General features: G+C 48.7%; 7 protein-coding genes. 3 read left to right on the plus strand and 4 right to left on the minus strand.

The window, feature by feature from the left end:
- Nucleotides 1–354 precede the first annotated feature (354 nt).
- Entirely contained in the window at nucleotides 355–1,392 is a 1,038-nt protein-coding gene (locus ACYVF1_RS31420) for a ligand-binding sensor domain-containing protein (RefSeq protein ID WP_461086545.1), read from the plus strand.
- A 145-nt stretch (nucleotides 1,393–1,537) separates the two neighbouring features.
- Here ACYVF1_RS31420 and ACYVF1_RS31425 read toward each other — a convergent pair whose 3' ends face one another.
- The 4 genes from ACYVF1_RS31425 to ACYVF1_RS31440 all read right to left on the minus strand — a co-directional run bounded on the left by ACYVF1_RS31425 (nucleotide 1,538) and on the right by ACYVF1_RS31440 (nucleotide 9,288).
- On the minus strand, nucleotides 1,538–4,045 hold the full coding sequence (locus ACYVF1_RS31425) for a PAS domain-containing sensor histidine kinase (protein ID WP_461086547.1): 2,508 nt from the start codon (nucleotides 4,043–4,045) through the stop codon (nucleotides 1,538–1,540).
- Between the two features lie 2,214 nt (nucleotides 4,046–6,259).
- Nucleotides 6,260–7,606, minus strand: a complete 1,347-nt coding sequence (locus ACYVF1_RS31430; RefSeq protein ID WP_461086563.1) for a putative Ig domain-containing protein — start codon at nucleotides 7,604–7,606, stop codon at nucleotides 6,260–6,262.
- A 128-nt stretch (nucleotides 7,607–7,734) separates the two neighbouring features.
- Nucleotides 7,735–8,316, minus strand: a complete 582-nt coding sequence (locus tag ACYVF1_RS31435; RefSeq protein WP_461086549.1) for an RNA polymerase sigma factor — start codon at nucleotides 8,314–8,316, stop codon at nucleotides 7,735–7,737.
- A gap of 363 nt (nucleotides 8,317–8,679) precedes the next feature.
- The gene (locus ACYVF1_RS31440; protein ID WP_461086551.1) at nucleotides 8,680–9,288 is read right to left on the minus strand and encodes a hypothetical protein; all 609 of its coding nucleotides are present in this window, start codon (nucleotides 9,286–9,288) and stop codon (nucleotides 8,680–8,682) included.
- Between the two features lie 982 nt (nucleotides 9,289–10,270).
- Between ACYVF1_RS31440 and ACYVF1_RS31445 the strand changes: the two genes are divergently transcribed.
- Both ACYVF1_RS31445 and ACYVF1_RS31450 read left to right on the plus strand, forming a co-directional pair.
- Entirely contained in the window at nucleotides 10,271–10,477 is a 207-nt protein-coding gene (locus ACYVF1_RS31445; protein ID WP_461086553.1) for a hypothetical protein, read from the plus strand.
- Between the two features lie 347 nt (nucleotides 10,478–10,824).
- On the plus strand, nucleotides 10,825–11,781 hold the full coding sequence (locus ACYVF1_RS31450; protein ID WP_461086555.1) for a histidine decarboxylase: 957 nt from the start codon (nucleotides 10,825–10,827) through the stop codon (nucleotides 11,779–11,781).
- Nucleotides 11,782–13,844 lie beyond the last annotated feature (2,063 nt).

A 13,844-nucleotide genomic window follows, 5' to 3' on the forward strand; every position in this document is an offset into this window, starting at 1 on the left:
TACACAACCTAAATCATCTGTATCCACCGTTTATCGAAAAAAAAGGTCGTTGATCGAAATTTGATGCGAAAAGTTAGCTTGAACAGATTGTAAAATCAGCGATTCGTGAGAATACAGTAGGAATGTTTATTGCACAGCATATCCAACTACTTAGAGGCCAAAATCCATAGCAGTCCATAAAATTGGACGGCAGAAGCGGTAGCTTTTACATTTCGTTAATCTTCTTTTACAGACCATTAACAGACGATAGGATACAAACGTTTAGCTTAGTGGCCTACCGCAATGGCGGCCACTGCAATGGTTGAAATCCTTATAAACAAAACAAGTAATGACTAAACATAAACAAAACAAGTAATGACTAAACGCGTATTGGTTTGTGCTTTATGGATGCTTGGTTTTTGCACTTCCTGTGGAGGACAAAAAAAAACAGACCTCCCAAATGATACGATCAATTACACGATCAAAGACACAGTCACTGCCTACGGGCCTAACTCAATGGTTCGGAATCTAAAGCAAGATCGAAACGGAAACATTCTGATGGCGGCATCAAGGGGCGGTGTGTTTCGATATGATGGAAAATCGTTTACCAATATCGCCAGTAAAATAGGGTCGCGCAGATACTGGGATGTACTGGAAGATCGACGCGGAAATCTTTGGTTCGCTACGACTGATTCAGGGGTTTATCGGTACAATGGGAAATCCTTTCAACATTTTACCACCAGGGAGGGCCTCGCTACTAATTTGGTTATGTCTCTTTATGAAGATAGAGCCGGTACTATTTGGTTCGGAGCAAGCCGTTACGATCCCAGGCGGGCATTTGGGAAATCCTTTCGACATTTTACAACCAAAGACGGCCTGCCCGATACGGGTGTTAAGGCTATCCTGGAAGACAAAACTGGAAAATTATGGTTTGCCACAGGGGGCGGGCCTTGTTTTTATGATGGAAAAACAGTTACCGTTTTAAAAAACAAAGATGGCAAAGCCTTTAAAAACGTTTGGTCCATCATCGAAGATAAACAAGGAAGCATTTGGTTCGGTGACGTGGATGGGCTTTGGCGCTATGACGGCAGAAGCTTTACTCATGTATCGCAGCGGGGTGCTTCTGCCATACTGGAAGATAAAAAAGGCAACATCTGGACTACGGGTGAAGTAAAACCCACTAAACCGAACATCGGGAATGATTGGGTACTTTGCCGTTATGATCGAAAATCCTTGTACGATAAAACGCCAATAGTAACCGAAATAAAGTCAACCTACGAAGGCAGTAAAGGAATGCTTTTTGATATGTTAGAAGCTATTGATGGAAGTATATTGGTTGGCTCTCTTTTCGGCGTGTATCGGTATGATGGAAAGCGCTTGACGGCATTTAAAGGTAGAGAGGGTCAGAAGTAAGGTGTATAGCTGTTTCTCAAAAAGCCCCAATTAAGACTCAGTAAGCATGCGCCTTCGTCTCAGGTGGGAGGGTTTATTGGTATAAGATGTAGTCTTCTCCAAGGGTATGGCTTAGTGCGCTTGAAACCCGTTTAGATGACCTTACTTAAGTGGGTAGATACACCCTGAAGGTTGCCCCCTGTCCCACTTGGCTGCTGGCCGTAATGGCTCCCCCGTGGTTGGCCACAACCCGCTCACTAATCGCTAAGCCGATACCCGTTCCGGCAAACTCGCTCTTACCATGCAGGCGCTGAAACACCTGAAAGATGCGGTCCAGATACTTCTCATCAAAGCCAACGCCATTATCCATCACATCAATCTGATAATAGTACTCAGCCGCCCGGCCAGGCTTAACGGTCGAGGGCAGTTCACTGACGGGTAGTGTTTGAGCCTGTATCTGAATGAGGGGAGCTACTGTTGGCCGGTGGAACTTAAGCGCATTGCCCACCAGATTCTGAAATAACTGGACGAGTTGAGAGGCATCTCCCAGCACGGCCGGTAGTGGACCTACCTTAACGTCCGCTTTGGTCTCCGCAATGACCAGGTCAAAAGTAGTCAGTACCTGGTCGATGACCCCGTTTAGCGGCACCCGCTCATCCCGCTCGCGCTGGGTCGATAGCCGGGAAAAATTCAATAAGTCCCGAATCAGCGTAGCCATCCGACTGGCGGCTACCTGCATCCGCTCAATGTAGACTAACTCATCGCCGGCTAAGGACGTATGACGAGCCCTGAGTAAATCGCCAAACTGCTGGATCTTGCGCAGCGGCTCCTGTAAATCGTGCGAGGCTACGTAGGCGAACTGCTGTAAATTGGCATTGGAGCGAGTGAGATTCTGATTGGCCTGCTCCAGTTCCTGAGTGCGTGCCACTACGCGCCCTTCCAATTCAGCAGCTAAGCCCCGGTAGCGGTTCTCGCTGTCGGCTAAAGCCTGCTCGGTCCGCTTGCGATCGTCAATGTCGATACTCACGCCTACCCATTTGGTAATCTGCCCCGTTTTGGGGTCCTGGTAGGGTTCGCCAATGTTCAAAAACCAGCGGTACTCACCCGACGCTGACCGGTTGCGCTGTTCGATGGCAAAGCCTTCTCCCTGTTGCATGGCCTGCTGAAAGGCGGCCACCAGCCGGGGACCATCCTCGGGGTGTAAGCTGTCCTGGGCCACTTGCCAGGCCGTTGTGGGTTCAAACACAATCCCGCTGTAGTCAGCCCACCACTGGTTCAAAAACTCGACATTACCCGCCGGATCGGTGACCCAGATGGCCTGGGGTAAGGCATCGGCTAGCGTTCGAAACTGTTTCTCACTTTCCCGCAGGGCTTCTTCGGCGCGGGCCCGCTCGATGGCCGTCCAGGTGCGTTCGGTCACCTCTTCGATCAACTTAATTTCGGCCGGTGTCCAGTGCCGGGCATGGGCTGAGACCGCCACGAGTACCCAGAGTGGATGGTTTTCTCCCTGACGCAGGGTCGAGGCGACCAAGGCTGAGAAGCCCAAAGCGCTCATATTCTGCCGGTCCATCTGGGTCAGGCCATCCGTTTTGCCCACGTCGTCGATCACCAGCGTCTGCTCGAAGACAATCTGAAAGGTCTCAGGGAAATCCGATGGACGAATGCTCTGAGGCATAGGCGGCACCCGCTCGTTACCCACCTGGTGCGTGATGTCGGCTCGATCCTCGGCCAGTCGGTAGACGGCTATGTAACAGCGGTCGAGCTGCAAGTGGTCGGTGAGGAGTTGCAGAGCCCGGTTGGTGAGCGCATCGGGATTGGGCTGAGTCCGCAGCGTGTCGCTGAATCGGAGCAGAAAGGCCTGTTGTTGCTCCTGCTGTTTACGCTCGGTGATGTCAATGGCCGTGCCTAGCCATTCGAGAAGCTGGCCCTCTTGATCCAGAATCGGTACGGCCCGTGAATACGTCCAGCCTACTTTCCCATCAGCCCGGATCACCCGGTGTTCCAACTCGAATAGACTGTTGGTGGTGATGGCCACCTCAATGGCCGCTTCGACCCGCTTTCGCTCCTCCAGGGGAATGTAGGCTAGCAGCCAGTCTCGGCTTGGCTGGCGAGTATCGGCTAAAAAGGTCTTGCCCTCCAGTCGGTTCATTATCCGCCAGTCGGCACTCATGGTATAGACCACATCCGAACTAGCCGTCACAAAGAGTCGGAATCGCTCTTCACTGACTTGTAAAGCCAGTTGGGTGCGTTTGCGCGGGGTGATGTCCTGAAACAAGATGGCCACCTGATGGGGGTGAGACGGGCCAAGGGGGAAGGCCAACACATCATACCAGACGCCCCCGGCTAAATGAGCCGCTTGCTGTTCAACATGCACCGGTTGTCCGGTCTTGACCACCTGGGCATACAGCTCGTACCAGTGTTGTTCATGGGCCGGTTGTAGCTGGCGCATGGTCTTTCCCACCGCGTCCAACAGGCCGGTTAGCTCTTCAAAGAGGGGGTTGACTTCCAGGAAGAGGTAATCCAGGGGCAGGTCGTGCTCATCAAAGAGGACTTCAATCACACAGTAGCCCTGGGGCATATGTAGGCGCAAGGCCTGATACTTCTGGCTGTCGGAAACAGCGGCTGGCAGCTGGACGTTGTTGGGCCAGGGATCACCTTGTCGTGGGCTATTCATCGCTAGGTAAAGGTTTTTTAGCAAACCCATTCCGTTACCCATGTGTTAGAATAAGCTATGAATTCAGGGCTTTTGTGCCCATCCATATGCCTACTTGAGCGATTCAAGGTGAAAATCGGAGCACATCTAGTGACGCATAAAACGCCCAGTTAGGTAAGACAGCGCGAGAAGTTTACTTCGTCTCGGTTGGGAGCGTGGGTGTTGCACAACTATTTTCAGGTAGGGTTTGGCCTAAATCTGATCGCTCACAGGGCTTGCGTTTGGCTATTTGGTCGAAAAACTCAGGCAAATCAGCTCTAGATACTACTTGGCTAGATAGTAAGTTGGAGTTGTGCAACAGCCACCACCGTTTAGAAAATGTAAAATTAGATGAGATTCGAGTTTGTAGCCTTTTCGGAGTAGCGTTGTGAAAATGTTACAAAACAGAACAATAAAAATAGGCAATAAAAGTTATTTATCAGTTGATTTGCAAAGTCTTAGTCGAGCCACTTCTCTAAACCAACAGCAATACGAAGGGCTCGTTGGACATCTTCCCAATAGTAGCCACTGTCATAACCCGTCGAGAGACGCCGGGTGGCCAGTGCCATCACAAATACTCAGAAATTCATTAGCTGCTATCACCCTCTGTTTTTGCAGGGTGGTAGGATCAGAAGGGATAAGTAGGATTTCAGGTGCACACTCCCTGACGCCTCAGTCAACTCGACTAACTAGAAAAGACCAACTTCATGTTGAATAAAGGACAAGCTTGGCAGCCTGTTCTTTATTCAACATGAAGTAAGTTCAAGAAAGTCCGATCCTCAATCTTTGAGTGATTCAGTACTTGAGAGGACCTCATTCCAGTGACTTGTACTGGCAAAGTCTGTTCGCTCACAACTCTTTGTTGATGAAAAAACTAGAGAAAGCAATACTTTTTTACTATAGACTCGTCTAATATCAATACCCTTTATTCTTTAGTTTAACCGAAGTTTTTATGGTAAAGGTACCTGTTATACTCGTTTTTATTCTAATAGGTGTTTGCGTAACATCTAGCTTTGCTCAACCAATTGGGTCAGTCCAGCAAACGGTTGTTAATAATGGAATCGGGTTAGGCTCGGCAATAGCAGTAGCGATATCCTGGACTAAAAATAAATCGGTATTATGGGCAGTTATTTATGGTGTCTTAAGTTGGATTTATGTTTTATATTATTTAATAATCAACTCACGTTCAGAATAAATGACTGTATAAAAGGTCAACTAAACAGTCCATAAACTCGTACCGTTGGATTGGGTATTCCTAAGAAGATCTCGTTTCCTTTACAATAAGCCCCGATCTGGCTTAAAGCCATGGCCACTTCTACCGTTTTATGTAGATTAGCTTATTCCTTAGAGCATGATAATTTTTATCAAAGATTTAAATATTGCTTCTCTAGCAACTTTACCACTATGGGCGAGCCTCCTCGGATTGTTAACGTGTTAGGTAGGCGTAGGTCGCTTGTAATTGCCAGGGGCTTACCCCAGTAAACTGGTTTGCACACGATAACAATACGTGCGTAATTCCAGTTGGGGGTAATTTATGGGTCATAAACCCGGGTGGTGTTGCCGAAATAATCACAAACGATGGGTTCGTGGATTGGCCCAATCCGTATTGTTGACATACATCCGCGTTTCACAGGGAGGTTCGCTGAAAGTTTCTGTAACGCTTAATGTACCCGAAAGTGCATTGTTACCGATACACCCCCAATGAGATCCCCTTTGCCGAGACTACTTTGATAGGTCATGGGAGTTTTAAGCCCAGCGATAGGGTAGTACTCCAGGGTGACTTGCCGATAAGGATCTACGTGTTGGACAAAAAGAGATCACCTAGGCCTCTAGCCTGTCCTAAATCGCCCCTGGCATAACTAGTGATTAACTTAGTCTGGATGGCCCAAGTGGGCGAGAACTGGCGGTCCGTAGTGCAAACGGGGCGTGAAAATCAATACCGATTGGTCGCTAAACAGAAAACAGAGGTTTGGTCAGGTACTGTCCGTTTTTAGGTATAATTTTAATGCGCCAATCGGCCAAAAAACAGCGTCGCTACAACCCTGACCAAGACTCAGATGATAACTATTCGTCGGGGCACCTGGTATAAGTCCCAGATACTTCGTTTTAATTTCATCGATCATTCAGTTGAAAGTAGGGACACTTATCTTGCCGGGAATATTTACGATACGCTTACCAAAGTGCCTTGTAAATAGCTCAAAAGCCCAGCCGCAATCGTGCCTCGATCTGATACGTTAGCCTGCCACCGGTTCCGTAACGTAGCGTTTTGATCGGGGCTACGTAGCTGGCCGGCAAATTCACTACGTGGTTCAACTGCACTACGTCAGCAGGACCGGGTACTACGCCACACGACCAAACCCCCGGATCATCCCAATTTCCTGCTTTTACCGAAGTGATGGCTCCAGTTGTCCGGCAGTTGTTCGGATCAATCACACGTAGCGTAAAGGTGTTGCTCACCGTCAAACCCTGCGGATCCGTCGCGGTTACCGTTACCGAGCTGGTACCCGTTACACTGGGAACACCCCCAATCTGCGTTGGCGGATAGAAGCTCATACCCGCTGGTAACCCACGCACACTCAACAAAAGACTTTGGGACGATTCGTTGTCAGTGAAGGTGAGTTGAGGAATCGTATAGCCAAATTCCTGCCCCACTTTGGCCACCTGATCAGTCAGCGGTTGATTGACCCGAGGGGGCGTATTCGGCTGCGGATTCTGACAGAAACTGATCCAGTTGTAGGTAAACATAACTTCTCCCGGACTACCCGCCTGGGAGGCTTTCAGCACGATCGTCGGCTTGTCGTTATAAAGTTGCAGACTGTAAGGCCCCGGCGCAGTAGTCGGTGCCAACTCATCGGCCACCCAGAACGTAACGGTTTGTCCGTTAAGGCCACTATAGCGCGGAGTGAAGCTGATGTCGTAGCGGTTAGCCGCAATCTGATTACAGGTAATCGGACTCACGCTGGTGATGGCAAAAGGCCCACTGGCCGAAGCCGCCTGTAGCGTGAGGCTAAAGCTGGTTGTTACCGTGAGTCCACCCGGATCAGTCGCTGTCAGGGTAATGGTCGACGTACCGGTTTGCGACGGCGTACCTGAGATTGTGGTACCTACCAGCGTCAGTGCCTGCGGCGTCTGAGCATCGGAGAACGTGTTGGCCAGACTCAGGGAATACGGCTGGCCCTGGGACGCAAGCTGGTCAGGCACTGGATTGGCCACAATCGGTGGTGTGTTAGCTGCCGAAGTGTCCACCACCGTAATCACAATGGTTGCCGCCACCGTGAGCCCGCCGGGATCGGTAGCCGTTACGGTCACCGAACTTGTTCCGGCTACTGTCGGTACACCCCCAATTTGTGCAGGTGCTGTAAAGCTAAGCCCCGCCGGTAAACCACTCACCGATATCGTCAGGCTTTGGGGCGATTCATTGTCGGTGAACGCATTCTGCGGCAGGGTATAGCCGAAGCCTTGACCCACTCGAGTGGTCTGATTAGTCAGCTGCTGGTCAACGCGCGGAGGGGTATTCGGCTGCGGATTCTGACAAACGGCCAGCCAGTTGTAGGTATACGTAGCTTCTTTGACTCACCTTTTTCTCGAATAAAACAGGACCGAATTAATCGTCCTGTAGCCCCTTATCCGATTAGGCCTGCTGGTTAAGCTTCGCTTTGTGTATGCTGTATTCATCCCTCGTCGATATTATGAACCCTGTACAGCTGGTTCACGCGTTTGCGGGCACGGGTTAATCGCATTTTCACAGCCGATTCACTCAGCTGAAAGTGTTCCCCAATCTCCTTAATGGACCGGTTCTGCTCATACTTGAGTTGAAGGAGAGTTAGCTCAAATTTGGGTATCTTTTTCAATACTCGGCGCTGTTGCTCAAAAACATAGTCGCCCGTTTCTTCCTGGGGCGTCTGCTCACGTAGTTGTTCGGTGATGACTTCAACGGAAAGCCGCCTGGCTTTTAGCTGGGTAATGCAGTAATTATGGGAAATGGTGTATAACCAGGTCGAAAAGCTGGAGCGGTGCTGAAAAGAGTACAGTTTGATAAATACTTTTAAAAAAATATCCTGCGTCATATCCTGAGCATCGTCACTGTCCTGCGTCATCTTCAAACAATGCCGATAGACCTTTTGGACGTAGCGCTGGTAGAGCATCTCGAAACACTCGGCTGGCTGGGTTTGCTGAAACCAGCGTACCAATTGTTCATCCGATAAGTGTTTAATTCGTTTGTTGAGTTGAATGGAGTTGGTTGGCCAATACATGGTAGTTTTTTGTTGTTTATAAGGTAGGCAACTTGAGACATGAGTTTTTCGAATGCGCTCCTCATGCCCGGAATTGTAAAAAATAGAAGCCAATCAAGCGGGCTTCTTGCTTTTTCTAAATAGTTGGCGGAAAGAATGTTAAGTGGTCCGTTTGTGGTCGGTGGCAAACCGGTGGGGAAGGAGGTGCATATCGCTTACTGCCTTTATCGAGCGGCAACGGGGCTATTTCCTGTTCAACTCACTGACCCACGGGTACGCTCGGCAGCAAACGTCATTTATCAACCTATCCAGCTGTGAAACTTCAGCCAGAAGCAACACAGCTGGATAGGAATAAACTGAACTGATCAACCGGTTTGGTAGGTTTTATTTTCGTCCTCCGCCCAGATCGAAGCCCAGCCGAAAGCCGGTGTAGCCACTTTTGGTCGTATAAACGGTGGGTACGTTTGGCAGCGTATACGTGTGGCTCGGCACAGCGTTATGCTCGATGCTCACCACAAAATGGCCTACCTTAAGGCCCGCTCGCACCATTCCCCCAATCGTGGTGTACTGGGTAAGGGGCAGTTCCACGTTAGTCTGGTTTTCAAAAATGGCGACCTTACCCCCCGAAGCAATATGGAACACGCCTGCACCAATGCCGACAAATGGACGGAAGCGGGAATCGCCAAAGGGACCAAACAGGTAATTACCCGTAAGCAGGGTTGAACCAACACCCGAGACCACGCCATCAGATGCCTGATTGTTTTTGTCCCACTCGACCCCCCGTATCATCAGGGCTGACTCCAGCCGAAGCCCCAGTTCGATCCTGGGGCTGATGTTGTATTTGGGCTCAATTCCAATCAAGACACCGCCCTTTACGCCCAGTCCGGCCGGATTGGCATAGCCGACGGACAAATTTATTTTAAAAGGCTTGTACTCCTGAGCCTGCGCCAGCCCTGTGACCAGCATAGCGATTAACACAACTAATTTTTTCATAAACGTCTCGATATGGTGAAGTACCTAAGACGGGTTAACCACCTAAAAGACTCGCCTAAACTATATTAATGGGTTGTTTAATGACCTCAACTAGTTATTTGAGCAAACGATTGATGATCCATGAACGGCTTCCTTGGCTACCCTGTCGGACACGTTGTAGTTTAAAAACCGACTCGTACCAATTGGTTGTTCGTAACGGAGTAGCCCTGTTCTGTTGATAAACTAAGCCCATGTTACTTCCTTTCCGACTGTAGGCCATTCATGAGTCTGGCGATGAGTGGTCGGCAGTCGTCCACATTTTGCCTAAGCGTGCAATTGGAGCCTACCGAAAACCTTTTTCTAGGACAGATCGCGCGCTCAGCCGCCTGTTCGGCAGCCGTTGGGTGACTGTTTTTCTTAACAAGAGTGATCCAGACCTTCCATTAATTCCTTAGCTACGCTTGGTTTTTTCGCTTTGGGACACCTCGTTCCCATCTGTACCTGCTTGGCTCTCTTTTTTTGGGTGGCCTGTTTGTTCTCTATCTATTTTATAATCAAACGCTTTCAGTAATCCGCTGGGACGTAACCAAAGCAAAAATGAGAGTAACTAGGCTCTTCGTGACCAATGCCTCTAGCCGAAAGTCGGCCTTAACTTTCACCAAGATAGACGGAATCAGCATCGACGATCAGTTAAACTACCAGGTTAACGCCAAATTTTTGTGTTTCAGGCGAGACTAAATTCCCCTTTGTGTGTCTATAGTACATTGTGATAAGCCGCTTCGGATACACAGACGAAGTCAACTTAAAGGCTCCTGGGAATGTGCCGGGTGTTTTAATTCGTCAGCTGGCTCAAATACAGTACATGTCTATCCGTAATTTTTAGGTGTTAGCTTAATCAGTTAGGCATATTGGCCTTTATCCGATTAAAAAACACCCTTATGCCACGGACGACTGCAACGTACCTGGAGAGGTTCGACTTTAACCCGGGCATTGCCCGTTTGCTATGCCAACTGATCGTTACCTGGCCTTACAAAAGGCCGGCGAAAGTATCCGGGATTACCAGCGACGTCTGTTGCTGTTTGCCATTGAACATCGGATTGAACGGCCCAGTCACGGTCGGTACGTAGCTGAACAGATCATGCAGTTACACTTGACGGCACAGTTCCAACAGTTTAACCTACCTCCTGGCCATTGGAAAGACCGGCAATAATACGTTAACCGACAGCATCTGTCAAAAAACAACCAGGCGTTCAGGCAATGTTTCTTGTAATGAATTGCATCAACTGAATCGTTGGTTGTCATGCTGATTTTCTAACCCCTTCGCTTCAGGTTTACTTTAATAGATGCCTGCCTCATTTTAATACCCTAATCAGTAACCGTTTCCTTTCGGCCGCTCTGCTCGTTCATACGCTACATAAGGACATTGATAGTACTTAACAGCTCGTTGATGTGGTTCGGATGAATCATTGACGGCCTGCTTCAGTCTCATGTACTTACCCCAATTAGCTAACCAGGCCGTTACGCACCGCCTGGTTAAGCCAGCTCCGTTGGTAACCTATGATGACCATTCAAGATCAGGATCAATTAACCACTTTTATACACCAGCTTGCCCAGAAAGCGAAGACATCTATTGGCTATCCTCTGGCCACCCACTTTGATTATCGGGCCTTGTATCCGCTGCTGGATTATGCCATGCTTAACCTGGGTGATCCGTTTGTGGGCAGCAACTATGGGATCAATTCCCTGGCTATTGAACTAGAAGTGATCGAATTTTTTGCGGAGCTGTTTCGGGCTCCCCGGGATTCTTTCTCCGGCTACGTCACCAGTGGTGGCAGTGAAGGAAATCTTTACGGCTTATATATGGCCCGCGAACGCTACCCACAGGGAATTCTTTATTATTCTGCGGCCACGCATTACAGTGTAGCAAAAAGCGCCCGTGTGCTGAATATGACGGCTGTTCAGATTGCCAGTACAGCCAATGGTGAAATCGATTACACGGCGTTAACGTCAGCTATTCAGCAAAATCAGGATCGACCGGTGATCCTATTAGCCAATATTGGTACGACGATGACCGAAGCGAAGGACGATGTTCCTACCATTCGGCACATCTTCCAGGAGCTAGGTGTGCAGCAGGCCTATATCCATTGTGATGCTGCCCTCTCAGGGATCTACCTACCCTTACTGGATAAGAACCCCACGTTCGACTTTACGGGCGGTATCGACAGCCTTTCGTGCAGTGGTCACAAATTTATTGGTTCGCCCATTCCCTGCGGGGTCGTTATCGTCCGGAAAGAACATCCCCAGCGCGTGGGTAGGCATATCAGCTATATTGGGGCAATGGATACCACAATTTTGGGTTCAAGAAACGGCATTACTCCCGTGTTTCTGTGGTATGCCCTTAAACAGCTCAAAAAAGAAGGATTGCTCACTAGAATAAGGGAATGTCTTTCGCTGGCTGCGTATACGGAAGATAAACTACAACGGAACGGAATAGCTGCCTGGCGAAATAAGTAATCCATCACGGTTGTCTTTCCTAGACCGGCAGAATCCATTTGCCGTAAATGGCAGTTCGCTTCACAGGGCCATCAGGCTCATATCGTCTGTATCCCGGGCCTGTCCAAGTCGATGATCGATGCCTTCATCGACGATATGGTAAGCCTGCAGGCGGGCTAGCAGGAAATGTCTGTTCATAACCTGACAAATCCTAGTCGCCTGGACATCGTCCCTAACCCATGAGAAATTGTGTGATCGCCTTTTGCCGCAAAGACAAACGAATGGGGTAATCTGGTAGGTGAATCGACATTTTTCAGACTCAGCGGATACGATATCTGCCCGATTGGGTTTGGCCTCACAGCGGTGCCTGTTTCCGCTAAATCCTCATTGTGAAGGGGGGGGTAATTACGCCAGGGCATGCCCACTTCGATTCGTGTATTAAGCCGATAAACAGATTAAAAACGACTGTAAGCTGCTTTCGCAAACTGGTGGTTATTTTATATTGAAAACCCTGTTTGGGAATGGTTTTGGATACCTGACAACGAGGTGATTTTATAGCATAATCAAACCAAAAAGGAATTAAATATAGAATTATATGTAACCTAATGATAATATATAAGCCTCAATCAGATTGAAACACGTGACGTACTCACTTAACTTAATAAATTATCTAATGAATGGGCACTCCGCAGATGCAAAGCTCCTTCTGGCTATTCAGGAGATGAAGAAATCCATTCTCCGGTTTTATATACTGGGGCACAAGAAGGAAGCTGAGCTGCTAACGGCAGTCTTCGCTATAGCCTAGGTGACGCTACGTGCAGCGGCCACCTGCTCAGAAGGTCCCTGTCCCAACGACTTGGCTTCAACGATTCTAAAAGTCCATTCTTATTTATCTACCCTACTTCAGCAATTGCCGCCCGAAGCCAAAAAAGCCATGTTTAGCGGTAATTAACTGTTGAATAAAGCAGACGGTTAGCAAAACTGCTCCCGCATGTGTCTACAGCTACCTGATTGAGGCCGCATCGACAAGTATAAACCGATGACAGGCCGTAGTGTATCTATCCAGCTACCTGTTTTAGGCCATCTCTCTTGAATGCCTCTCTCAAAGCCCTGGCATACGGATCCTCATGGCTTGTCGTAAGGAATTGTTTTTCAGAAGTGCCTTATACTCTACTCATTAGGTGTTCCTATAAGCTTTACCTGGCAGCTCAATGCATGCCAACGCTAAATTTGGTCAATTTGTTTATCCTGGTTGGTGGCTAAATCGTATCACCAGCAATCACTCGGTCTGGTTTAGGTTTGAGATTTCCCACGCTTGATCTCATTATATAGGCCCCCAGCGTTACCCCGTCAGTTTATTGACCCCGTCGCGTTCTTGAATGGTTGAATGGCCTGACGAAAAAAGAGATGGCTTATGTGCTGAAAGTGGCCTAGCGGAATCTATACAATGCGCATCCGGGGAATTTGTCCGTTCCCTTTTGGAGCGACTGTTCTTGTTTCATTATGGCCTGACCGTTTTTGTTGGCAATCGCTCTGGATTTAATCACTAGCTTCGTTTCCCACTAGGGGCAAATGGACCAACCGCGACGCTGGAACTGTTTACAGACTCCTTCGTCCCACTCCGGGCAAGATTGACCCCAGCGGTCCAGTGCTCGTTCCACTGATAACCCACGGCAGGTATCAGGAAATATGCATTTGTTTGCCCTTTGAGGCTTTTGGGTAATCATGGCTTACACGGTCGTAAACCAGTAACGTGTTAGATTGGGCGTTTAGACGTATGCCGGTAAAAATTAGATCTGTAATCAGTAACTATAAACGCGCGTTTTTTATCTTTCCTTTTGATAGGGTGAAAACGTACTGTACTAATTGATCCTGTATGACGAAGACCGGATCTAAAGTAACAAGGTTCTGTAACGGAGGGCTAAGCCAGCTCGCCCCCATCAGCAAAACGACCGGCATCAAGGAGAAACGACTGATTATTGCAATAGTGTAGCCTTACCCCAATTAGGACAGCAAGCATTTAGACTTTTTCATCTTCCCCTTGCTTGGCATATGTTGCTGGTGCCAAGCCGCCCAGTGATTGA

It is taken from the genome of Spirosoma flavus (assembly GCF_054778555.1).